Genomic DNA, 23,932 nt, shown 5'->3' with positions numbered 1-23,932 from the left:
CTAAAAATGGCTGATAATGAGCAAGGAAAAATAAATCACTCAGGCCGGGAGCTTAATGGACTCTCATCTTCTCTGCGTTCTGAATTGACGACAGAGCCAGGGTGAAGATGATCACTTTAGGGGGCTTAGGTAAATAGTTGTCGATGGAAAACAACCGGCCTGCCGGCATGATCGGAAAGTTGAGTGCAGCAGGCCAGGTGGCCTGACCGGGGCCAGAATAGCTTTCTGCGATTGAAAAATGCCACGATGGATAGCGATTCATAAACACCTCGACATTGAGTGGCGGGCCGAAGTCCGGCCCGCCGAGTGGATTTAAGCTTTCCCCTCTTGGGATTGATGTTCAGTGACCATGGCTTCAGTGGTGATCATCAGCCCGGCAACGGAAGCGGCGAACTGCAGTGCAGAGCGCGTGACTTTTGCCGGATCCAGAATCCCCATCTCGAACATGTCACCATATTTGCCGGTTGCGGCGTTATAACCGTAGTGTTTATCGCCTGCTTTTACGGCATTGGCGACGACAGAGCCTTCATCGCCCGCATTGACGGCAATCTGGCGCAGCGGCTCTTCCATGGCGCGAAGGGCAACACGAATGCCGACGTTCTGATCATCATTGTCCCCTTTGAGGCCGGATAGGGCATGGGCAATTTTAGTCAGGGTCACACCACCACCGGCAACAATCCCCTCCTCGACGGCTGCACGGGTTGCGTGCAGCGCGTCATCGACACGGTCTTTCTTCTCCTTCATTTCCACTTCGGTGGCCGCACCAATTTTAATCACGGCAACCCCGCCGGACAGTTTGGCGATGCGTTGCTGCAGCTTCTCTTTGTCGTATTGAGACGTGGTGTTTTCCAGTTGGTTGCGGATCAGGGCGACTCGATCCTGAATCGCTTGTTCACTCGCAGCGCCATCGACAATCGTGGTGTTGTCTTTGGTGATCGTCACTTTCTTCGCATGACCCAACTGTTCCAGGGTGACTTTCTCAAGCTCCAGACCGAGATCTTCCGTGATGACGGTTCCCGCGGTCAGGGCCGCAATATCTTCCAGCATGGCCTTACGTTGATCACCAAAGCCAGGTGCTTTCACTGCCGCGGCTTTCACGATGCCGCGCATGCTGTTCACGACCAGGGTCGCCAGTGCTTCCCCTTCAATATCTTCCGCAATAATCAGCAAGGAGTGAGAGGCTTTAGTCACAGCTTCCAGAATCGGGAGCAGCTCTCGGATATTGCTGACTTTCTTGTCGACCATCAGGATATAAGGGTTGTCCAACTCGACCGCCCCGGCTTCCTGGTTGGTGATGAAATAAGGAGACAAATAGCCGCGATCAAATTGCATGCCTTCGACCACGGATAGCTCATTCGCCATCCCCTGACCTTCTTCAACGGTGATCACGCCGTCCCGGCCGACCCGCTCCATTGCGTCCGCAATAATCGTCCCGATCGCGTTATCGCTGTTGGCCGAAATGCTGCCGACTTGCTCGATAGATTGCTTGTCGTTACAAGGCTGGGCCATCTCCCGAAGTTGCTCCACCGCAGCATGCACGGCTTTATCGATACCCCGCTTCAGATCCATCGGGTTCATGCCGGAGGCAACCGCTTTCAGTCCTTCGTTGATCAAAGATTGGGCCAGAACGGTGGCGGTGGTGGTACCATCACCGGCTTCGTCATTGGCCTTGGAGGCCACTTGCTTGAGCATCTGAGCCCCCATGTTTTCGAACTTATCTTCCAGTTCGATCTCTTTGGCCACTGAAACCCCATCTTTGGTGATGGTCGGGGCGCCAAAGGACTTGTCGAGTACCACGTTTCGGCCTTTCGGGCCCAGTGTCACCTTGACTGCATCTGCCAGTAAGTTGACGCCGGATAGCATTTTTTGTCTCGCATCATTCGCAAATAAGACATCTTTCGCTGCCATTGAATTAGCTCCTTAATGAATTACAACGTATTAATCACAACGAATGAATTACTCAGCAACAGCCAATACATCTGACTCCGAAAGGATGAGGTATTCTTTACCGTCGATATTCTCCGTTTTAGCACCATAGCTTTCGTTGAAGATGACGGTATCACCGACTTTGACATCCAAGACTGCCCGTTCGCCGCTCTCCAGGCGCCTGCCTTGTCCAACAGCCAGTACTTTACCCCGGTTAGATTTTTTAACCGATTGGGATGTAAGAACAATTCCGCCCTCTGATGTATTGTCAGTTTCATGTCTCTCGACAATCAGTTTGTCATTTAAAGGACGAATCTTCATTGGGAGTGCCTCCTACTTAATCAGTATTCAAAATAAAAGACATAGTTATCATTGGTCGAAGGAAAGTGACCAGAGGCGCTTACCTGCGCTCTCGCCGGTTGATATAGGGTGGGGAAAAAAAAGTTCAAGGGAATTTTTTGAAAAAAATTTTTTATTGTGTTGATAATTTTCAGTAATTGAAACATGACATGGGCCAAAGGCGGCCCATGTCAGGGTCAGTTGCGGAAAAGGTACGTGGCTTAGAAGAAGCCCAGTGGATTGACGTCGTAGCTCACCAGCAGGTTCTTGGTGTTCTGGTAATGATCCAGCATCATTTTATGGGTTTCTCGGCCGATCCCGGATTTCTTGTAGCCGCCAAAGGCAGCATGCGCCGGGTAAGCGTGGTAGCAGTTGATCCAGACACGTCCGGCTTCGATCTTACGGCCCATGCGATAGGCAAGGTTGGTATCGCGGGTCCAGACGCCAGCACCCAGGCCGTACTCGGTATCATTGGCAATTGCCAGGGCTTCGGCTTCATCTTTGAAGGTGGTCACGGCAATGACCGGGCCAAAGATTTCTTCCTGGAATACCCGCATTTTGTTGTGCCCCTTGAGCATGGTCGGGGTGATGTAGTAACCCTGTTCCAGCCCGTTACCTTGTTTGATGGCATGCCCGCCGATCAGCACTTCCGCGCCCTCGTTGCGACCGATATCGAGATAGCTGAGGATCTTGTCGAATTGCTCTTTCGACGCCTGAGCACCGACCTGACTGTCGGTATCAAGCGGGTTGCCCTGCTTGATGGTTTTCGCGCGCTCGATGACTTTGGCGATGAACTTGTCGTAAACCGATTCCTGGATCAGCACCCGAGACGGGCAGGTGCAGACTTCGCCCTGGTTGAAGAAGGCCAGCAGCAGCCCTTCGACACATTTGTCCAGGTAGGCATCTTCATGATCGAAAATGTCGGCAAAGTAGATATTCGGTGACTTGCCGCCCAGCTCAACCGTCGATGGGATCAGGTTCTCTGCGGCGCACTTGAGAATGTGATTGCCGACCTCGGTTGAGCCGGTGAAGGCCAGCTTGGCAATGCGGTTGCTGGTGGCCAGCGCTTGACCGGCTTCTTGGCCGTAGCCGTTGACCACGTTGAGGACACCCGGTGGGATCAGATCGCCGATGGTTTCCATCAGCACCAGAATAGAAGTCGGGGTTTGCTCGGCGGGTTTGAGGACCACGCAGCAGCCAGCGGCCATAGCCGGGGCCAGTTTCCACGCTGCCATCAGCATCGGGAAGTTCCACGGAATGATTTGCCCGACCACACCGATGGGCTCGGGGAAGTGGTAGCTGGCGGTATTGGCATCAAGCTCGGCGGCAGAGCCTTCCTGAGCCCGGATACAGCCGGCAAAATAGCGGAAGTGATCAACCACCAGCGGCAGGTCGGCGGCCAGGGTTTCACGCACCGGCTTGCCGTTTTCCCAGGTTTCCGCCACGGCCAGTTTTTCAATGTTCTGTTCAATCCGGTCGGCAATTTTCAGCAGGATGTTGGCACGTTCGGTTACGCTGGTGGCAGCCCAGCTTGCGCGGGCGTTATGCGCTGCATCCAGCGCCAGGTTGATGTCTGCTTCCCCGGAGCGGGCGACTTTGGTGTATGCCTCGCCATTGACCGGCGAGATATTGTCAAAGTACTCGCCGCCGACGGGTTTGACCCACTCCCCGCCGATGAAATTGTCATAGTGCGACTTGAAAGTGATCACAGCGTTTTCGGTGCCAGGTCGTGCGTAAATCATAGATCCTTCCTTCTTTGCTATGGGTGAGCCGTGTCCCCGATTCGTGATGATGGGTGATTCCGATCTATCTATCTCAGGTCACGGCCTGTTCACGTTATGTTTTCGGCCGGGTCGCGATGCCTCGCAAGGCCCGTTCCAGCACGTTGATTTTTATGGTGTTCTGATGTGTTCCGTCCCACTTACTAACGCAAAGCACGGGCCAGAATTGCAGACTTGTTGTTAATGTTTTGTAACGCTATGATTAATAAAAATTTGTTAACCCCTCGTTAAATTCACCCAGAGCAGCGGTAACCGCTTGAAACTGTTCAAGTGTTACAAAATGGAACAGTTGCTCTGTGACAACCTGGAACAGTTGGCTTATGCACCCATTTCTCGAGACCGATCTATCTCCCTGGCGTGAAAATTGGCTGGAACAGTCCTGGCGCCGCAGTGAGCAGGCCGGGTTGGCGCAACAACAGGCACCGGAGCATATCCGGTTGGATCAGCAGCAGTTGTCAGAGCGGCAGTTCCATGCCCAGGAATTGATCCGGGTGGTCGAGCAATGGGCCATGCCCTTGTTTAATCAGATGCTGGCTGGCTCCAACAGCCGGTTGCTCTTGACCGATCAGGAGGGGGTGATTATCGGCGCCTGGGGGCAGTCACGTTTTGAACAGCGGCTGACCAGTATTGCGCTGGAGTCCGGCGTATGCTGGCAGGAGAGCCTTAAAGGCACCAATGCGATTGGCACTGCGCTGGCCGATCAGCGGGTGGTTTCGGTGATCGGGGATCAGCATTTTATCCGCCAGCACCGGTTTATCAGCTGTTCGGCCGGGCCGGTGTTCGGGCCGACCGGGGAGCTGCTGGGAGTGTTAGATATCACCAGTGAGCAGCAGGTGCACTCGGAGCAAATCCGGATGCTGATCCAGACCATGGTGCAGCAAATCGAGAATGCGTTGCTGTGTCAGATCCCGAACGGCAAGTTCCGGGTGGATATCGCCTGCGATTCCGCGCTGCTCGACAGTGGCTGGCAGGGCATTGTGATAGCCGATGCCGATGGCCGGATCCTGGCAAAAAATGCGGTGGCGACTCGGTTACTGGCCCAGACCCAGCGTGCCGGGGAGCAGTTGGAATCGCTGCTGGCGCGTCCTCAAACCGGGGCCAGTGCCATGCGACTTCCGGCCGGCGAGCTGGTGCTTAATTGTCAGCCGCTTGAAACGCCGGCCCATGAGTCGCTCCCCCGTGCCCGGGTCTATTCTCCGTCTTGTCCGCTTCATTATGGCGATGATCAGATTGAACAGGCCTGGCAACAGGCATGCAAACTGATCAACAAAGACATCAGCTTGCTGATCCTCGGGGAAACTGGGGTCGGCAAGGGGGAATTCGTCAAACAGCTCCACCGCCACAGCCTGCGCCATGCCGGGCCACTGGTCGCGGTCAATTGCGGCGCACTGCCGCAGGAGTTGATTGAATCGGAGTTGTTCGGCTATGCGCCGGGGGCGTTTACCGGGGCCAGCAAACAGGGCTATCACGGCAAAGTGCGCCAGGCTGACGGCGGGATTCTGTTTCTTGATGAAATTGCCGATATGCCGCTGGCCGCCCAGTGCCGCCTGCTGCATGTGCTGCAGGAAAAAGAAGTGGTGCCGATTGGCTCGAACCAGGCGCAGCAGGTCGATATTCAGATTATCGCCGCAACGCACAAAAATCTGGAACAACTGGTGGCTGAGGGCCAGTTCCGTCAGGATCTCTACTACCGGCTCAATGGCCTGATCCTGACCCTACCGGCTCTGCGCGAGCGTCAGGATCGCACCGCTTTGATTGAGGCCATTCACCGTCAGCACCGGCGGCAGGCGCAGGCGATCTGTCCGCATCTGATGCAGTTGCTGACCGGTTACGCCTGGCCGGGTAATATTCGAGAGCTGGACAACGTGTTACGGGTGGCGACTTTACTGTCTGATCATGCCGCGCAGCTGACGTTGGCGCACCTGCCGCAGCATATTGCGACGCCGTTGGTACAGCACCCCCGGCCCCGGACGGCTCAGGTGTCGGGAATCGGCAAAGATCTGCGAACGACGCTGTCTGATACCTTGATCGAGACCTATCGCGCCAACAAGGGCAATATCAGCAAGACGGCCCGGATGCTGGGGATCAGCCGCAACACGCTGTATCGTCAACTGCGGAAACTCGGGATCAGTTCAACTTAAGCAGGCTTATCCTGTAGCTGCTCGTTGAGGAAATCGACCAGCAGCCGGACTTTCGGTGACAGGTGGCGATTGTGTGGATACAGGGCGTAGATCCCGTCGTCATTTTCGGTGAACTGGGTCAGCAAGGGGATGAGCTGGCCGCTGTCGAGATAAGGCTGGACGTAGTAGTCCGGGAGCTGGACAATGCCCAGCCCTTTGAGCGCCGCATCGGTCAGCGCATGGCCGCTGTTGCAGCGCAGCGAACCTTTCACCCGGATATTACGGGACTTGCCGCCTTCCTGAAATCGCCAGTAATCCAGCGTGCCTTTGAGGCAGTTATGGGCATCAAGCTCAGACAGGGAGTCCGGGCGCCCGAAGCGGGACAGGTAGTCCGGTGAAGCGCATACGTAAATGATCCGGGCACCGAGCCGCTTGGCCATCATGCTGGAGTCTTCCAACTTGCCGAGGCGGATCGCCAAATCAAACCCTTCCTCTATCAGATCGACCTTATTGTTCGTCAGGTGCAAATCAATCGTCAGCTCCGGATACTGGCAGGCGAAATCATTGAGTAGCGGGGCAATCGTGCCTTCACCATAGGTCACCGGGGCGGTGATCCGCAGGGTTCCCCGGGGCGTGCTCTGCAGGTGCGTGATGGCTCGCTCCGCTTCTTCCAGGCCGTCCAGCACCTGGCGGCAGTGCTGGTAATAGACGCGGCCAACTTCGGTGGTCGAGACCTTGCGGGTGGTACGGTAAAACAGCTTAGTGCCCAGCCGGGTTTCCAGTGCGCTGATCTGGCGGCTGACCTGAGCGGTTGAAATGCTGAGTCGCTTGGCGGCGGCGGTAAAACTCTCCGCTTCCGCCACGGCGACAAACTCACTGACACCTTCCCAATTGAACATATTCTTTTCCATCACAGACTGAGGGGATGGGGCGAAATTGTCAGGAAATTTGCCGTAAATGCAAGCCTTGTTCCCGACATCGATTCAGGACTCAGCTTGTTCCTGTTCCTGCTCCCGTGCTTGGACTTCCGGGGTCGGGCTGCGAAACGCTTTGCGATAGGCACTCGGGCTGGTGCCGACCACCTGCAGGAATTGCTTGCGCAGATTGGCAGCAGAGCCCATACCGCTTTCCCCGGCAACCTGCTCGATGGAGCGGTGGGTCGATTCCAACAATTGTCGGGCGAGGTGGATCCGGCGCTGGAGTAGCCAGGTCGTGGGCGGGATCCCCAGTTGCTCGAGAAACCGACGATGTAAAGTGCGTGGGCTCATGGCGCTTCGCCGGGCCAGTTCGGTCACGGTGATCGCCTCGGCCAAACGGGCTTCGGCCCATTGCAGCAGCGGCTGAAGCGAGTGTGTACTGTCGGCCACCGGCGGGGAGGGGATGAATTGTTTCTGCCCGCCGCTGCGCTCCAGCGGCATCACTGACATCCGGGCGCAGTGGGCTGCGACCTGGGCGCCGTAATCGCTGCGGATCAGGTGCAGGCAGAGATCGACCCCGGCCAGGGCACCGGCAGAAGTCAGCAGCTGGCCGTGGTCGATGTACAGCACATCCGGGTCGACATCGATGGTCGGGTACTTGTCCTGGAGTAATCCGGCATAGTGCCAGTGGGTGGTCGCCCGGCGGCCATTCAATAGCCCCGTGGCCGCCAGTACAAATGCGCCGGTACAGATGGAGGCGATTCGGGCGCCGCGTTGGGCCGCCTGTTGCACGGCGGCGATTAACGCATCCGGTACGGGGGCGAGCGGATCATGAAGGCCGGGCAGGATCACCGTATCGGCCGCGAGCAGATCTGCAAAGGTGTGTGGTGCTGCGAGGGTGCCGAACGGGTGCCGGATCTCTGGCGAATCGGCGCACAGTTTCACCTGATACGGGTGTTCCCCGTTGCTTAACATGACACGCGAAAAGGTATCGCAGGGCAGGAAAGCATCGGTCGGGACCACGCCGTCATAGAGCGCCACGGCGATCTGATGCTGTGGGGACCGGCGGTGCTGGGGAGATGATTGCTTGGGTACTGATTGCTTGCGTAAAAATTGCATTGTCTGATTTGTTGCGCTCGTTGTCATATCGGCCACTTGGGGATTGTGGCAGATCCGGTACAGTTTTCAACCGAATCAGGCGCAATGGCGCGTGTGAACAAGGAGAATGAGACATGAGTGCGTTAACCACCACCAAGCCCAAACCGGGCAAAGTCTGTACGCTGTGCCACCTGGCATCTGGTGCCGTGACATCATCGCTCAGCAAGGCCCGGTACCGGATAAGCCGTCGCCAGCCGCCTTATCTGCCGTCGCAAGCGTACGCGATCCCGGACAGTACGTTGAGCCGGAAAGCCCTGGCACTGGTGACTGAGTGCAGTCCGACGTTTCTGCTGAATCACTCTCTGCGCAGCTATGCCTTCGGGCTGGCAATGGCCCATAAGGTGAAGCAGCCGATTGATCAAGAAGTCTTTTTTGTCGGCTCCGTGATGCATGATCTTGGTCTCACCGAGGCTTATTCGGGCGCGGAGACGTTTGAAATTGAAGGTGCACGGGCCGCCCGCGAATTTTGCCTGCGCCATGATCTGGCTCCCCAGAAAGCGGATTTGGTGCATGAAATGGTGGCATTGCACAACTCGGTGGGGGTGGCGCACCGCTGCGATCCGGAAATTGCGCTGCTGCATTTTGGTGCCGGTGCCGATGTGGCCGGACTTTGGGGACATGATTTGAACCGGCGAACGATTGAGGAAGTGCTGGCCCGGTTCCCGGAGGAAGGCTTTAAGCCGGGGATAATCGCCTTGATTGAGCAGGAGGTCCGCCAAAAGCCGCAGAGCTATATGTCGACGCTGGTCGAGCTCGGCTTTCTCAAACAGATGGCAAAAACGCACTGGTAGGTTGCTCGCGCGGTGCGGGGGCAAGCTTTCAATCATCCGGCCTGGACGCCGTAATTTTCGCTACACTCTAGGAAGCCTTGGGGCTGGGTCCATGTGTTGTTTTTGACAACGCCATGATATAACCGCGATTTTTGACCAAGGCCTGACCTGGCGATGACGCTGCGCGCACAGAAGCATCACTATAATTGCACTGTGTTCGATGCTTTAGAATTGAAGGAGTCATCATGAAAAAGACACTACTGGTACTGGCGATTGCAGGGTTGGCTCTGGCTGGCTGTGATCAGCAATCCTCGACTCAGGCGCAGGCTGATGCCGCAGCAACCCAAGAACAGCAGGTTGCGTCAACAGGCACCGAGCAGGCGAATGCCGCGCAAACCGGTACCGATGCGATAACCGCACAGGCGGACTATGTCGATACCGACCACAATGCGCAAAATGCCCTGGACTGGAACGGGACCTATCAAGGCACCCTGCCTTGCGCAGATTGTGACGGGATTGAAGTGACGCTGACCCTGAATATGGATGGCACGTATTCGCTGATCGAAAATTATCTGGGGAAAGAAAACGGTGCGTTCTCTTCAAACGGGAACTTTAACTGGAATGCGGCCGGAAATACGATTTCGGTTCCAACGGAAGACGGCGCATTTGCCCAGTATTTTGTAGCTGAAAATCAGTTGTTCCGCCTGGATCAGCAAGGCCAGCGGATCACTGGCGATCTTGCCGAGAAGTACATTTTGAGCAAGCAGTAATACGTGACGCAATAAATACAACGCCCGGCACATGCCGGGCGTTTTTGTTTTTCTCTGAGGATAGTTTGATTGCCGTGCGAAAGCTTTCGCCGGAAAAGCGAGGCTCAAGCAACCACTTCGATATCCGTTTTCGGAATACAGCAACAGGCCAGCACCCGACCCGCTTCCCGATCGCCTGGCAGCAGGGCCGGTACATCCGGTTGCTCAACTTGCCCCGATTCCAGCGTCACCTTACAACTACCGCAGAATCCGGCACGGCAGCTGTAAGCCAGGCCCAGTCCGGCATCTTCGGCCTGATCCAGTAGGGTTTTCTGGTTATCCCCTTCAAACAGGTTGCCATTGACGCTTATGGTGACGGTTTTGACCGGCGCGGTGTTGCCCCGGATCGGGCCGAAGGCTTCCTGATGATAGTGGGACTCATCCAGGCCGTGGGCCAGCAACAGGCGTTTGGCCTCAGTCATAAATTCCCCCGGACCGCAGACAAAGACCTGACGCTCATTCAGGGCCGGGATCTGGCTCAGGTGTGCCTCGTCCAGGCGACCTGTGAGTCCTTGCCATGATGTATCCGGGCGGCTGAGGGCGACCTGCACGGTCAGGTGTGGGAACTGTGAAGCCAGCTCATCCAATTCTTGTTGGCACGGAATGTCCTGCCGGGTACGACACTGATGATAAAACACCACATCCTTGATCTGCTGGTGGTCGGCCAGATAGCGCAGCATGGAGAGCATCGGGGTGATCCCGCTGCCCGCCGAGAGCAGGAGCAGCTTGTCGGTATGAACCCCAAGATGGAAGCTACCGTTCGGCTGCTCGGCCACCAGGCTGTCACCGACCTGGAAGTGATCATGGAGCCAGTTAGACACCCGTCCTTCATCGACACGTTTGACGGAAATGGCATACCGGCCGGGGCGCGACGGACTGGAAGAGAGGGTGTAGCGGCGGGAGATAAACTCGCCATTGATTTCCAGTTGGATCGGCAGGTGCTGGCCCGGCTGGTAGGCGGGCAGGGTCTGCTGTTTGACCGGTTCGAGCCAGAAGGTACAGAAATCCCGGGCAATGGTTTCACGCTCGACGCAGGTGAGCGTCAGATTCAGGGTGCTGTTGTCGGGATAAACTTCTTTGGGTTTGGTTTCCAGCACCTCAACAGGATCGCCGGCTCTGATCACGCCTTCGTTACGGGCGACGAGATTCTGACCGAAGAAGACATCACCGCTCTGATCGGCGCGAAATTTCAGCAGGGTGGCAAGCGGCTCTTTGAGTTCGTTGAATTGGCCTGTTTTCGGGTCGACCGTGGTCATAATACAGCGCGCACAGGGTTTCACCGCTTCAAATTCCACTTCTCCGATCCGAATGCGTTTCCAGCTGTCTTCGGCAAACGGCTCGGTGCCGGAAACCACCAGGTTGGTGCGAAACTGATCCATGGAGTGGCGCTGGGTGCTGCGATCGTTCAGCGCTTGCAGCGAGCTCTCACTGATCACCAGCAGCGGATAGCCATCGGCAAAGCTGACGTTTTGTTGGATTTTCGGCCGTACCCGGTTGGATTGCTCGCCGGTAAAGAGCAGTTTGACCGGCTCGCCGAGGAGATGGCTGAACCAGGCATCGGCTCTCGACGTGGTGGTATAGGCGCTGAAATTGTCTTTCCACACCTGGGTATCAGTTTCGTTCAGGGCGAATTGTTCGTATTTCAGCACCAGCGGCGACATCTCCGGGTAGCTCAGGGTCAGGCCCTGCGGCTGGAGCGTGGCGGTCACTTTGACCAGGTCCGGGTGCTTGCGGGCGGTGACCATACTACCGTCGGGTTTGGCGACCATAAAGCGGCGATCAAAGCTGAGGCCTTGTTTTTCGACCCAGGCCTGCGACAGGCTCAGGCCGCGAATCGATTTGACCGGAAAGACGTTGATTTGCGAAAGCACGGCGGCTTGCGGGGTGGCTGACTGACTCACGTTCACTTCCTTGCGTAATATGATGGCTGTTATTTTTCGTCGCTATTTTAAACAAACGGCGCGGCAGAATCATCGGCTGACGTCGGTTTTATGTGCGTGGGTGCATTTTAGGCGGGGTGGTTCAGGGGCGAAAGCCAAGGAATCACGTGACGAGAGGCTGGCGGGAAGTGGTCAGGTGACCACTTCCCGAAAGGGCTAGCAGATGTCCAGAATGGCCTCGACCGGTTTGCGAACTTTCTGCGGCCAGTTGCCTTCGCTCGCATACCCAACCGTGACCAGCAAGACCGGAATATCCTGCGCACTTAAGCCAAATTCCGCGACAATACCGTCCGCGTCAAAGCCGCCGACAGTACCGGACGCTAGACCCATGCCTTCGGCCGCAATGATCAGGCTCATGGCTGATAACGAGGCGGAGCGGATGGCTTCATCACGCTGTAACTGGCGATTATTTTCGTGCATCGATGTGGCCGTCTCCACCCAGGATTGCTGAATCGCGGGAGAGATGATCTGCTTGTCGACAGACAGCTGCAATGTCTTGGCCAGCTCCTGGTATCCTTCCATCTGACCACAGACGATATATGTGACCGCGGCCGCTTTGATCTGTGGCTGGCTGTAGGCCAATGCCGACAGTTTTTCTTTGCTCTCCGGCGATTGGACGGCAATAAAGTACCAGTTTTGCATGTTAAATGCTGACGGTGAAAAGCTTGCCAGGCGGACCAGCTCGCGAATGGTTTCCGGTGCCAGGGTTTTCTCCGGATCATAGTGGCCGGTTGTCGAACGGGATTCCAGCAGGGTGGCAACGGTGTTTTGTTCAGTCGCGATTTGTGTCGGGTTCATGATTTTTTCCTTGTGATTTGTAGATGATTCGTCCAATCGGTTCGTGTTGTGTTCAGCTCAGGCTTTTTGAGGTTGCAGCTTTTTTGGTGCAGGTTGCCACTGGAGTACGGAAATGGCAATCAGCACGGTCAGGATACCACCCATCTGGCGCAGATTCAGGAACTGATCCAGCACAACCCAGCCAAGTATCAGCGCGGTGAGCGGACTCAGCAGCCCCAGCGCCGAAACAGAGGTGGGTGTCAGCAGCTTGATGCCTCGGAACCACAGGGTGTAGGCAATCAGGGCGCCGAAAATGGTCAGGTAGCCGTAGCCCATCAGGTTTTCTGGGGTCAGTTGCGGCAGCGGCGGATCGACCAGCATGGCGACCGGGGCCAGGAACAAGCCGCCGATAAACAGCTGCCATCCACTAAAGGCCAGCAGGGGAATGCCGGTCTGCCAGCGACGGGACAGGAAAGTGCCCAAGGCCATCGCGCCGGTCCCGGCCGCCGCCGCTGCCAAGCCGATGGGATCCCACTGACTGTCGGGAGAGACAAACAGCAGCGACATCCCCAGCACACTGGCAAGCGCAGCGCCTAGTGTGACCAGTGCGGGCCGGTTGTGATCGATAGACCAGGCCAGCAGCATCACTAGCAGGGGCTGAATGGCCCCGACCACGGCGGCAATGCCGCCCGGCAGACGGTAGGCCGCAACAAACAGCAGTGCCTGGAAGATCCCGATATTGAGCAGCGACAGGGTGATCAGTTTGGGCCAGATCCGTGCTGGCAGCGCCGCCCGGCTCCAAAAGATCAGCAGCAATCCGGCCGGCAGGCATCGGATCAGTGCGGCAGTAAACGGGCGATCCGGCGGCAGCCATTCGGTGGTCACTAGGTAGGTCGAGCCCCAGATCACCGGCGTCAGCGCAGTGAGCAGGGTATTGAAAACAACTTTGTTTGCCGTGAAACCTGTCATGATGTCCTTCCTTGTCATTTTATCTTCATTTCAAGATAAATTTACTTTGGACCTGGTTTATCTTGATGTCAAGATAAAATTATGACACATTGAATCCCATCAAAGGACAGTCAGGAATTACAGAGATGAGCAAATCAGACCCCAAGCCGGACAATGGGACTGCACCGACCAACCCACCGGGAGATGCCGTCGATGCCATTATCAGCCAGTGGCAAAACGAACGGCCCGATCTACGGCTGGAGGCGATGGCGACATTCGGTCGGCTGAAGCGTTGCGCTGCCCTGGTTCAGCCCATGCTGGAGCAGACGTTTGCGGAGTACGGCCTTAGTGCCTGGGAATTTGATGTGCTGGCGACCCTGCGTCGCTCCGGTGCACCGTACCGACTGGCGCCGACGGCGTTGTTCTCGACGTTGATGATCACCTCCGGGACCATGACGCACCGGATGAAACGGCTGGAAAGTAACGGGCTGATTGAGCGCCTGCCCAACCCGACAGATGCCCGCAGTTTGCTGGTTCAGCTGACGGACAAAGGGCTGGATTTGATTGAAAAGGCGGTGACAGCCCATGTCGATAATATCGAATCCCGGCTGGCGGCTTTAGATACCCAGCAGCAGGCACAGTTGGATGAGGGGCTGAAAGTACTCTTGTCGGTGCTGGAAGAATAAGCCGTAGTCGGTGAACTAGCCTAGTTGATTGAGCTCAAGGTAATTGAGTCCAAGGTGAAACGACAGGCGGCCTCGAGTCGCCTGTCGGATGCATGGGTGGGCACCTTATTCGGGAAGCATCATGGTTAAATGTGGGCCGATGTTAAATTTTTGTTGTGGAGATCTCGTTTTGATATTTTGATGAAAGACGCCTACGCTGATTTATAGATAATGATACGTAGGACATTTGGAAGCTTAGTTTTTAAATCACTATAGTTTTCAAGTAACCCTAGTTTTCAAATAAGCATAGTTTTTAAATGACTGTCGTGTTCAAATGACCGTGGTTTTCAAATAGGTGTTGTGATGAATACATTAATCATGCTCAGCGATTGGTTTACCCTCGACTATAAAATTGCTTTCTTTTTCCCTTCGAACTAATCCTGTCTGCACATGCTCTGTGCACTGAATGATGGTCTCTGTTGTTGATGGGCTCGGATTGATCTCGTTGCCGTCTCATTTGTTTTTCAGAGCATCACTTCAATAACTTTCTGATAGCGGTCACGCCTTTGAGTATATCAATGGCGTGTGGATTGCTATTGCCAAGAATCAATAAATTTTCGTCGTTCTTTTATTGAACTGTCATTTTATTGTTCGGTCCTTTTGTTTGATTGAGACCCGTTCGAGCGACGTGAAAACAGAACCAAGGATTTGAAGATGGAAAACTTTAAACATTTACCTGAGCCATTTCGTATTCGTGTCATCGAGCCGGTGAAAAGGACAACCCGGGAATATCGCGAGCAAGCCATTCTGGACGCCGGAATGAATCCATTTCTACTCGACAGTGAAGACGTGTTCATTGACTTGCTGACCGATAGCGGCACCGGTGCGATCACCCAGGAGATGCAGGCAGCCATGCTGCGCGGCGATGAAGCCTACAGCGGCAGCCGCAGTTATCATGCCCTGGCGAATGCGGTGAAAGACATTTTTAACTACGCGTATACGATCCCGACGCACCAGGGCCGGGGGGCGGAGCAAATCTATATTCCGGTGCTGATTAAAAAGCGTGAGAAAGAAAAAGGGCTTGATCGCCGTAAAATGGTGGCGCTGTCGAATTATTTCTTTGATACGACCCAGGGCCATACTCAAATTAATTGCTGTGTGGCAAAAAATGTCTATACCGAAGAAGCGTTCGACACATCCGTCGAGGCGGATTTTAAAGGTAACTTTGATCTGGATAAATTAGAACAGGCAATTTTAGAAGCCGGTCCGGCCAATGTGCCTTATATCGTCAGCACCATTACCTGTAATTCTTCCGGGGGGCAGCCGGTTTCCATTTCCAATTTAAAAGCCGTGTATGAAATTGCCCGGAAATACGATATTCCGGTGATCATGGATTCGGCCCGTTTTGCGGAAAATGCATATTTCATTCAACAGCGCGAGCCGGGATATCAGGACTGGTCGATTCAGGAGATAACCCGAGAGTCTTATAAATATGCCGACGGGTTGGCGATGTCGGCCAAGAAAGATGCCATGGTGCAGATGGGCGGGCTGCTTTGTTTTAAAGACGAGACGCTGTTTGATGTTTACACCGAGTGCCGCACGCTGTGTGTGGTGCAGGAAGGCTTTCCGACCTATGGCGGGCTGGAAGGGGGCGCGATGGAGCGTCTGGCCGTTGGCCTGTATGAAGGAATGCGTCAGGACTGGCTGGCGTACCGGATCGGTCAGGTCAAATATCTGGTCGATGGGCTGGAAGCGGTCGGCATTGTGTGTCAGCAGGCCGGTGGCCATGCGGCGTTTGTCGATGCCGGGAAGCTGTTGCCGCATATTCCGTCCGATCAGTTTCCGGCCCATGCGCTGGCGTGTGAGCTATATAAAGTCGCCGGGATCCGCGCAGTGGAAATCGGCTCCTTGCTGCAGGGGCGCGATCCGGCGACGGGTGAGCAGATGCCTTGTCCGGCAGAATTGCTGCGCCTGACGATTCCGCGGGCAACTTATACCCAAACCCATATGGATTTCATCATTGAGGCGTTCGAGAAAGTAAAAGCCAATGCGATGAACGTGAAAGGGCTGACCTTTACCTACGAGCCGGCAGTGCTGCGCCATTTTACTGCCCGGCTCAAAGAGGTAGAAACAGCACCGGTTTTTACGCCAGCCAGGGAATCGGCGCAGCAAACCATCGCAGCAATCATCGCTGAGGAGTAAAACCAAACAGGACTGCTATAGTTCCTGCTACAGCTCCGATAAATGAGCTAAACAGTATTCAGCCCGGTCCAGCACGGCTTGTTGTTGGTCCGGGCTGAGTTGATCCCAGCTGCGGTAAATCATCCCAATCCGTGGGTTTCGGCTCAGTTGTCTGTCATGGCGATGGAGAAAATGCCAGTAAAGGCTGTTGAACGGGCAGGCTTGCTCACCGATCTTTTCCTTGACGTTGTAATGGCAGTCCCGGCAGTAGTCACTCATCTTGTTGATATAGTTGCCGCTGGCGGCATAAGGCTTGGTGGCGACTACACCGTGGTCGGCAAACTGGCTCATGCCCCGGGTGTTGGGGAGCTCGACCCACTCAATGGCATCAACATAGATCCCCAGATACCAGGCATCAACTTCATCGGGATGGATCCCGGCTAGCAGGCAGAAGTTTCCGGTCACCATCAGGCGTTGAATATGATGAGCATAGGCATGACTCAAGGACTGACCGATGGCCGCTTTCATGCAGGCCATCTTGGTGTTGGCGTCCCAGAAGAAGCCGGGCAGGCTGCGGTGGGCATCCAGTGCGTTGTGGCTGCGATAATGCGGCATGTTTCCCCAGTAAACCCCGCGGATGTATTCTCGCCAGCCGAGGATCTGGCGGATAAATCCTTCCACCTGAGCGATGTCGATCCGGTCCGGTTGTGCTCGGTAGGCATCCAATACTGCCTGGATCACCTGCATCGGGTGCAGCATTTTGCTGTTGAGGGCAAATGAGAGCCGGGAGTGATACAAGCTCCAGCCATGAGGCGAGTGTTTCGTCATTGCATCCTGAAAGCGGCCGAAATTCGGCAGACATTGGTTGCAGAAAAAGGCCAGCAGCTGCTTTGCCTGCTGGCGGTTGACCGGCCACAGCAATGGCTCACTGGCTTTGCCAATGGTGGTGACCTGATGGCGCTCGAGCCGCTCCAGAATATCGCTGACATCATTGGCAAACAGCAGCGGTGCCGGAACTGCCTCGATGTCTGCCGATTTGAAAGTTTGGCGGTTGTGTTTGTCGAAATTCCATCGGCCGCCTTCCGGTTTGCCGCCTGCCATTAAAACATCAAAGCGTTGACGCATCCGGCGATAAAAGTGCTCCATGAGCACGGATTTCCCTTGGGGAAACTGCTCGGCGAGTTCGGCAAACGGCAGCAGGAAGTGCTCGCTATCCCATTCCCGCAGCGAAACGCCTTCAGGCAGTGTCAGACGATGTAATTGCTCGTAAAGCCGGTACTCATCGGGGCGCTGGAAATCGAGATGGGTGATTTGGTATTGCTCGATGAGATGGTTGAGCAACATCGGCAGTGACTCAAAATCAGCTGTGTCATCTAAGGTCAGATGCAAGACCTGATGTCCTGCCTGGCGCAGTCCTTGGGCGAATTGTTGCATGGCGGCAAAAAACGCGCAGACTTTCTGGACGTGGTGTTTGGTGTAGCCGGTTTCCTGGTGAAGCTCGGCAATCAGGTACAGGGTGTCCGGCTGGTTCTCCCGATACCAGCTGTGGGAAGGATTGAGCTGATCGCCAAGGATCAGCCGCAGTGTTCGATAGTTTGTCTTGCTCATCATGGCTCAATAATAATGGTGGCTGTGACGTGGTGCCCGTGGCCGAATGGTTTTGCAGTCGTTGAATGGCTTCAGCGTCGTGACTTGCTTCAGAGCCGTGGCCAGTCTGCAGCATCCATCGCATCCAGATTCCCGTCGTGTTGATCGCCTTTCCATTTACGAATAAAGGTGCCATCCGGATCATAGCGTTGGGTTTGTTTTTCCAGATGAAAATGGCGGTGTTCTTTGGGATCGGCACCGACTCCGGCGATGTACTGCCAGTTGCCCCAGTTTGATGCTACGTCGTAATCAAGCAGTTGCTGTTCAAAGTAGGCGGCACCGTAACGCCAGTCCAGACTCAGCTCATGGACCAGACAGCTGGCAACCAGTTGCCGGCCCCGGTTTGAGATGTATCCGGTCTGATTGAGTTGATGCATGCAGGCGTTAACGATGGGATAGGGCGTATTGCCGTTGCACCAGCGCCGATAGCGCTCGGCATAGTAGCTGGTGTTGGGCCCGTGACGCTTGATGCCGCGAAAGGCAAACAGCCTGGTCGGGTAACGGTGGGCATACCATTGAAAATATTCGCGCCACAAGAGTTCAAACTTGATCCAGCCGGTCGAGGTGTTGCGCTCAACCTGAGTCTCGTACTGGGTGAGTTGCTCGATGAGGGATCGGGCGGAGAGACAGCCCTGCGCCAGCCAGGGTGAGAACTTGGTCGAGTTCTCCCAGCCGTCGAGGGCATTTCGGGTTTGTTTGTAGTCACTGGGGGCCCGGCTGGAAAAGTAGGTTTGGAGTTGCCTGAGAGCCGCCTGTTCACCGCCTTGAAACAAGCAGGGCTGGTGGGTGAGCAGCGGGCTCAGCACATCAAAATGCAGTAACTTGTTCGGGGGCGGTGGTAAATGGGTCAGGGCCGGGAGCGGCTGCCGAATCGGCAGATTATCAACCTGTTTGCGAAACTGCGAGAAAGTAGGCGGGAGTTGCTCAATGTCGAATGGTAGCGCTTCCGGGGTGAAGAGCGTGTGGCTCGGTGTGGTGGTGAATGTCAGGTAAGGATAGCGTTCGGTCAATGTTTGCCAGCTTTGGTTTTCATAATAACCGGCATGCTGGCTGCGATAGAGGCGGGTGACATTGTATTGGGTGATGAGTGCCGGAAGCGTGTTCAGCGGATGTTCCAGTACAATCAGGAGTTGTTGTCCGAGCCGGGTCAGTTGCAGCGCCAGATCGGCCAGTGACTGCAGGAGAAACTGCTGGCGCCAGGGGCCGAGCGGGTTGGTGTGATAGGGCAGCCGGTTGATTTTACTCAGTGGCAGGCAGTAAACACACAGCAATGTGTCGACCTCATCAGCTGCTCGTTGGAGCGCTGGATTGTCATGGCGTCGCAGATCATTGGAGAACAGATAGAGTCCGGTTGTCATCATCACCGCCTGATCGTTTGTTTTATGTTGATGATTAATAACTATAGATCGGTGGCAGCTTTGAGGTGCGGCGAAACAGCCAAAGAATGCGCAATCGCTCTGAATGCAGCCAGGGCGATATCCATACTCTCGTAATGGTTGGCCATGAAATGGGTATTGGTGCTGTTTTTGACGATCACCACATCAGCCTGGCGATTGATGTAGATATACTGACCATAGATGCCGATGGCAACAAACTCTTGATTGGCGTGTTCCGGGATCCACCATTGATAACCGTATCCCCAATGGGTGTTAGCGTTGGCTCTTTTCCCCGGTATTAAGTGCGGTGCATCCGGGGTGATGCTGTCCTTAATCCATTGCGCCGGAATAATCTGCTCGCCATTCAATCGTCCGAAGTCCCGATACAGTTTGCCAAATCGCAGATAATCCCGGCTTAAGATATTCAGGCCGCCCAATACCATGGGCTCTCCGGTGCTGTCGGTCAGGTAGATGGCATCACCTTCTGGCTGAAGTTTGGACCAGAGCTTGGCTTTAAAGTAGTCGGCGATACGTTGGCCGGTGGCCGCACGTAAAACCATGCCCAGGACATGGGTGTCGATACTGACATAAGCCATGTAAGTGCCTGGTGCTCGCCACCGCTGTAACGTGGCGGCAAATTCATCAAAACTGCCACCGAGCGCCATCAGTCGTCCCATGCGGTTGATGTCACTGTTAAAGTCGCCGTAATCCTCGTTGAAGTACACCCCGCTGGACATTTGCAGCACATCTTTAATCGAAACGCCGTCATAACCGGAGCCTTTCAGGCTGGGCACATAATCCGTGACGGTTGTGTTCAAGTCTGTAATTACCCCTTCCTCAACCGCGACGCCAAATAGCGCGCTGAGAAACGACTTCGCCATTGACCAGGAAATTCGGGCATCATCTTCATGGGTACCCTGATAATAGCTTTCAAACGTAATGGTATCGCCTTTCAGCACCACCAGGGCCGTGGTGCCAGAGGCAGACAGCCATTTCTGGATGGAGTACTCCGTGTCTTGATATGAAAAAGTGCTGGGAAGCGTCTGGGGCCGGTGTTTGAATTGATCAATCGGGCCGATGCGAGGGATGGTTATAGAGGGAAAAATCTGCGCCATGTTTGAAAAATTCCGGACAATTAACTCCGGCTCGAACAGGCGCACGGTATGATAGAGCTGGCGCAGTTCGGTGTGAAAATAGCCCATTCCCCCCACCAGGAGAATGAGAAGGGCTGCGGTCCATTGAACAATCCTTCGCTTCAAGGTGCTTCGCTCCGTCTAAGTTGTTTCTTTTGATGAGTGTGGTCGATAGCGTTTGTAGGTACCAGAAAACATCATCATGTGGTGAATGTTTTTCGCGTCAGTTCAAACCGTGTCTCCTGAGTCAGCCTCATCGGTTGTTTTTCAGATTGTTCTACACGAAAAATGATCAGCAGCGCGCTGAGCAACAGGCCGAGCGTAGTGATCACAACACGCTTGGTGGGGCGCTCTGGGACAGGTTGCCGCTTTGGAGTGATCGGGCATAGAGCAAGATCGCCAGGGTATCAATGACAGAAGCCAGAATGGGGACGCCAAGTAGGGCTGCAGTAAAATCCGCATATATGCGGATTTTTAAAACGCGTTGTATTGAGTGAGGACGGCATCATACTACCCTTGTTGCACATGATGGGGTTTTTGTGACTCAATGAAGAGAGAGCCGCTCCTCATCGCCTTTGCCCATGCTGTCTTTGAAATGGTATCCTGCGTGCCCTTGTTAGTGTAGTGCCGGAAACAAAATGAATTTTAATCGCATCGTTTGCTTTGACCTCGAAATGTGCTGCTGGAATGACGGGCGGGAATCCAGGACCGGCGAAATTATCGAAATTGGTGTTGCGGAGTTGGATTTAATCACGGGCCAAATTGTTCGACGGGCGCAGTATTTCGTGAAACCGGAATACGATGAAGTATCACCATTCTGTACGGAATTGACGGGAATCAAGCCTGAAGTGATCGAAAAAAACGGCAAACCGCTGGCAACGATCCTGAAATCTGTCGAGCAGAAGTTTGGCGGCCGGCATAAAATTTATGCCGCTTGGGGGCGGGATGATGCGATTTTGCGGGCCGAATGCAAAGCCAAAGATTTGAAAGTCCCGTTTAACGAATACCTGAACCTGGCGACACTGTTTCGTCTGCAACGCCATGTGACCAATAAGCGGTGTGGGTTGCGGGCCGCGATGGATATGGCCGGTTTGACATGGGAAGGGCGGCATCACTCCGGTTATGTTGATGCCTATAATCTGGCCAGACTGGCAAAAACTATGTTCTTCCTACCCGAACATCACGCTTGATAGATATATTGTTGATGCCGCTGTGGTTCGATTGAACACGGTGGTGTCTGCACTTCCCAAGAAATCTGTTTATTCCTTCTTTCGCTTCAGTACATATGCGTTTTTTGTGGTGTTACTGGACAATCTTATTGTCAATAATTTGGCTTTCTCTCTTTGAGAATTGACGACTTGTTTTAGGTCTATTGGCTGCTATTGGGGTCGGGCTGTCGTAACATGGCACGTAACATATTGAAATTTAACGGTCAATGGCATTTCGGTTGAATGGAGGCTTATTGAATATAATTCAATCGTGATAACGGCACGGATGACCGCTTTTATTGAAATTTTTTGAAATTTTTTATTTAGAGAGAGTGATTATTTACACAACAAAATTGAACAGATAAGATACGCACTGTTTATGGATTAAAACTATAAAGGAAACAATTTTGAAAACTAAATTTCTGACAGCGTGTTTGGCTGCTGCCCTGCTGGCTGGCTGTAATAATAGTAATGAAGCTCGCACGGGTTCTACTTACCAAGTTCAGGCGTTTGATGGTGCAATCCAGAATATCGCAGGCTCTTTCACCTGTACTAATGATGGTGAGACTGAAACAGGCGTATTGCCGAAAACAGCTTGGAGCGGTTTTTCAACTGTCTCTGCGACTGCGGCGGCTTTGATCATCACCAATCCATCAACCTGTAAGTTTACGTTTGCCCCAACTGCTGGTGCGGTGGATGTATCTAACGGTAAAGCGATGGATAAAGTTTCACTCAGCATTCCACGTGGTCTTGCGACAACGGGTTCTCCTGTGATTGCAACGCCGTTGACAACGCTGATTACACAAGAACTGGGTGATGCAAACTACGACGAGTCGACTGCAACTACCGTTCTGACAAACCTGGGCTTGGGCGAGTTACTGAACTCCGGCGTATCAGTTAATGATCTTGTGGCAGATTTGCCTAAAGTAATCAAGAAGCTTGAAGACAGCGCGGATGCAGATACCAAAAAACTGGGTGGTAAGCTGACAGCAACAACACACGTTCTGACGGATGTGATTGTTCAGCAAGGTGCGCTGACAACCACTGAAACTGCAGTTCTGGCGAAGAACCTGACAACCACAGTAACTGAAGCGAATCCTTACTACCCGGCAGGTGGTGCAACCGGTACAGGTGCAAAGGTTACGGTTGATGTGAAAGCGACTGTTGAGGCGGTGAAAGCAAATCCTGCAGATCTGGCAACTATGACGGATCCGAAAACAACAATTGATGATATTCCACCAGTTGTGAAAGAGAATGTTGATAAAGGTACTGACATTGCTAAGCCAGTGCCAAAACCAGAAGTTCCAACCGGGACCACAGGTAGCGCAGGTAGCGCCGGCGGTTCAGGTGCTTAATTAAGCATTCACTGAATAGCTGATACTTGTTTTTCATACCGCCGCTCCATTTTGGAAGCGGCGGTATTGTTTTTTTAGACTTAGCTTAAACGTACATTCATGGTAATTTCGGCTTGAAAGACCAGGGTACCCTTCGTATCTCTGACTTCAACCGGCACCTTCTTCTCTCCTGCCGTCTCCCAGTTAATCTCATGCCCAATTGCTGTCGCCGACAAGTCAGTGGTTGCTTTGTTTAAGTACGCTACGGTCATGCCGACGGGGATCCAGCGACTGTGCACCGGAACGGAAACATCGGTCATCATCCCTGCCGCTAACTCGGCCATATTACACATTGCGATGGCATGCACCGTGTTGAGATGGTTCGTGACCCGACGACGTTTTTTCATGGTCACTTCGGCAAAACCCGGTCTTAATTCGTGGATTTGAGGTTTGATTGATGAAAAATAGGGGGCGACTCGGCAGACAATCCAGCTGAATATCTGTCGGCCGAATGGTAGCTTCGTGAGTCGTTGATACGTTTTAAGATTCTTACGCATTTTCATTCCCTGTTGCGATGAGTTGTTGGACGATCAAGTTCTGGTCTGACCAGGTAGTTCTAACATAGATAAAGCAACGGGCAAAGCACAAAGGGCTCGTTCGAATCAGGGATGTATGATGGAGCCTACATTGATAGGGGCGTGGGCATGTGTTGACTTGATATCTTTGCTGATGGAAACAGTACATGGCGGGTCTGGATAAAATGTCTCATAAGTGAGAAAAATGGGCGCAGGCAAGGTGAACAACCTCACAAAACCTGAATCAATATGCATCTTGTTTTGTAATATTTTTGTAAACCCTGCTGTATACCTTACTATACATATTTTCTCACGATGACAATTGTAA

General features: G+C 54.0%; 21 protein-coding genes. 8 read left to right on the top strand and 13 right to left on the bottom strand.

Going from position 1 to position 23,932, the window contains the following annotated elements; genetic code table 11:
* Positions 1 to 52: 52 nt before the first annotated feature.
* From VV869_RS05505 to exaC, 4 genes are all read right to left on the bottom strand, one after another.
* A complete protein-coding gene (locus VV869_RS05505) occupies positions 53 to 262 on the bottom strand; it encodes a hypothetical protein (protein ID WP_337733976.1) in 210 nt (69 codons plus the stop codon).
* 50 nt (positions 263 to 312) lie between these two features.
* Positions 313 to 1,908, bottom strand: coding sequence for a chaperonin GroEL (gene groL, locus VV869_RS05500; protein WP_337733975.1), 1,596 nt, complete (start codon positions 1,906 to 1,908; stop codon positions 313 to 315).
* Positions 1,909 to 1,956: 48 nt separating this feature from the next.
* Positions 1,957 to 2,247, bottom strand: coding sequence for a co-chaperone GroES (locus VV869_RS05495; RefSeq protein ID WP_337733974.1), 291 nt, complete (start codon positions 2,245 to 2,247; stop codon positions 1,957 to 1,959).
* Between the two features lie 239 nt (positions 2,248 to 2,486).
* Positions 2,487 to 4,007, bottom strand: coding sequence for an acetaldehyde dehydrogenase ExaC (gene exaC / locus VV869_RS05490; RefSeq protein ID WP_337733973.1), 1,521 nt, complete (start codon positions 4,005 to 4,007; stop codon positions 2,487 to 2,489).
* A gap of 359 nt (positions 4,008 to 4,366) precedes the next feature.
* On the opposite strand from exaC, the gene VV869_RS05485 reads away from it, so the two are divergent.
* Positions 4,367 to 6,187 carry a sigma-54-dependent Fis family transcriptional regulator gene (locus tag VV869_RS05485; RefSeq protein ID WP_337733972.1) on the top strand — a complete coding sequence of 607 codons (1,821 nt, stop codon included), beginning with the start codon at positions 4,367 to 4,369 and terminating at the stop codon, positions 6,185 to 6,187.
* Here the strand turns inward: VV869_RS05485 and VV869_RS05480 are convergent.
* Both VV869_RS05480 and VV869_RS05475 read right to left on the bottom strand, forming a co-directional pair.
* Positions 6,184 to 7,065 carry a LysR substrate-binding domain-containing protein gene (locus VV869_RS05480; protein WP_337733971.1) on the bottom strand — a complete coding sequence of 294 codons (882 nt, stop codon included), beginning with the start codon at positions 7,063 to 7,065 and terminating at the stop codon, positions 6,184 to 6,186. The two genes, VV869_RS05485 and VV869_RS05480, sit on opposite strands and share 4 nt — an antisense overlap.
* Before the next feature lie 84 nt (positions 7,066 to 7,149).
* A complete protein-coding gene (locus VV869_RS05475) occupies positions 7,150 to 8,202 on the bottom strand; it encodes a GlxA family transcriptional regulator (RefSeq protein ID WP_337733970.1) in 1,053 nt (350 codons plus the stop codon).
* A gap of 113 nt (positions 8,203 to 8,315) precedes the next feature.
* Between VV869_RS05475 and VV869_RS05470 the strand changes: the two genes are divergently transcribed.
* Complete coding sequence (locus VV869_RS05470) at positions 8,316 to 9,032, top strand: hypothetical protein (RefSeq protein WP_337733969.1); 717 nt, start codon at positions 8,316 to 8,318, stop codon at positions 9,030 to 9,032.
* Between the two features lie 224 nt (positions 9,033 to 9,256).
* On the top strand, positions 9,257 to 9,781 hold the full coding sequence (locus VV869_RS05465) for a copper resistance protein NlpE (RefSeq protein WP_337733968.1): 525 nt from the start codon (positions 9,257 to 9,259) through the stop codon (positions 9,779 to 9,781).
* Positions 9,782 to 9,885: 104 nt separating this feature from the next.
* Here VV869_RS05465 and VV869_RS05460 read toward each other — a convergent pair whose 3' ends face one another.
* From VV869_RS05460 to VV869_RS05450, 3 genes are all read right to left on the bottom strand, one after another.
* Positions 9,886 to 11,721 carry a hybrid-cluster NAD(P)-dependent oxidoreductase gene (locus VV869_RS05460; protein ID WP_337733967.1) on the bottom strand — a complete coding sequence of 612 codons (1,836 nt, stop codon included), beginning with the start codon at positions 11,719 to 11,721 and terminating at the stop codon, positions 9,886 to 9,888.
* Between the two features lie 195 nt (positions 11,722 to 11,916).
* Positions 11,917 to 12,558, bottom strand: a complete 642-nt coding sequence (locus VV869_RS05455) for a nitroreductase family protein (RefSeq protein ID WP_337733966.1) — start codon at positions 12,556 to 12,558, stop codon at positions 11,917 to 11,919.
* Positions 12,559 to 12,615: 57 nt separating this feature from the next.
* Positions 12,616 to 13,506 (bottom strand): EamA family transporter, encoded by an 891-nt coding sequence (locus VV869_RS05450; RefSeq protein WP_337733965.1) that lies wholly within the window; start codon positions 13,504 to 13,506, stop codon positions 12,616 to 12,618.
* Between the two features lie 125 nt (positions 13,507 to 13,631).
* Here VV869_RS05450 and VV869_RS05445 point away from each other — a divergent pair, with 125 nt between their 5' ends.
* From VV869_RS05445 to tnaA, 3 genes are all read left to right on the top strand, one after another.
* The gene (locus VV869_RS05445) at positions 13,632 to 14,171 is read left to right on the top strand and encodes a MarR family winged helix-turn-helix transcriptional regulator (RefSeq protein WP_337733964.1); all 540 of its coding nucleotides are present in this window, start codon (positions 13,632 to 13,634) and stop codon (positions 14,169 to 14,171) included.
* Positions 14,172 to 14,513: 342 nt separating this feature from the next.
* Positions 14,514 to 14,588 carry a tryptophanase leader peptide gene (tnaC, locus tag VV869_RS24425; protein WP_443147295.1) on the top strand — a complete coding sequence of 25 codons (75 nt, stop codon included), beginning with the start codon at positions 14,514 to 14,516 and terminating at the stop codon, positions 14,586 to 14,588.
* A gap of 276 nt (positions 14,589 to 14,864) precedes the next feature.
* Entirely contained in the window at positions 14,865 to 16,352 is a 1,488-nt protein-coding gene (gene tnaA / locus VV869_RS05440) for a tryptophanase (protein WP_337733963.1), read from the top strand.
* A gap of 27 nt (positions 16,353 to 16,379) precedes the next feature.
* Here the strand turns inward: tnaA and VV869_RS05435 are convergent, their stop codons facing one another.
* The 3 genes from VV869_RS05435 to VV869_RS05425 all read right to left on the bottom strand — a co-directional run bounded on the left by VV869_RS05435 (position 16,380) and on the right by VV869_RS05425 (position 20,613).
* On the bottom strand, positions 16,380 to 17,942 hold the full coding sequence (locus VV869_RS05435; protein ID WP_443147291.1) for a cryptochrome/photolyase family protein: 1,563 nt from the start codon (positions 17,940 to 17,942) through the stop codon (positions 16,380 to 16,382).
* 86 nt (positions 17,943 to 18,028) lie between these two features.
* Entirely contained in the window at positions 18,029 to 19,336 is a 1,308-nt protein-coding gene (locus VV869_RS05430) for a DASH family cryptochrome (RefSeq protein ID WP_443147294.1), read from the bottom strand.
* A gap of 41 nt (positions 19,337 to 19,377) precedes the next feature.
* Positions 19,378 to 20,613: a serine hydrolase domain-containing protein gene (locus tag VV869_RS05425; RefSeq protein ID WP_337733960.1), complete on the bottom strand. Its 1,236-nt coding sequence runs from the start codon at positions 20,611 to 20,613 to the stop codon at positions 19,378 to 19,380.
* A gap of 512 nt (positions 20,614 to 21,125) precedes the next feature.
* On the opposite strand from VV869_RS05425, the gene VV869_RS05420 reads away from it, so the two are divergent.
* Together VV869_RS05420 and VV869_RS05415 are read left to right on the top strand one after the other, a co-directional pair.
* A complete protein-coding gene (locus tag VV869_RS05420; protein WP_337733959.1) occupies positions 21,126 to 21,677 on the top strand; it encodes a 3'-5' exonuclease in 552 nt (183 codons plus the stop codon).
* A 425-nt stretch (positions 21,678 to 22,102) separates the two neighbouring features.
* On the top strand, positions 22,103 to 23,050 hold the full coding sequence (locus VV869_RS05415; RefSeq protein ID WP_337733958.1) for a hypothetical protein: 948 nt from the start codon (positions 22,103 to 22,105) through the stop codon (positions 23,048 to 23,050).
* Between the two features lie 80 nt (positions 23,051 to 23,130).
* On the opposite strand, the gene VV869_RS05410 is transcribed toward VV869_RS05415, so the two are convergent.
* Positions 23,131 to 23,586, bottom strand: coding sequence for a hotdog fold domain-containing protein (locus VV869_RS05410; RefSeq protein WP_337733957.1), 456 nt, complete (start codon positions 23,584 to 23,586; stop codon positions 23,131 to 23,133).
* Between the last annotated feature and the right edge of the window lie 346 nt (positions 23,587 to 23,932).

It is taken from the genome of Photobacterium sp. MCCC 1A19761, from assembly GCF_037389125.1.
Taxonomy (GTDB): Bacteria; Pseudomonadota; Gammaproteobacteria; order Enterobacterales; family Vibrionaceae; genus Photobacterium.
This window is presented reverse-complemented; position numbering and strand designations above follow the sequence as displayed.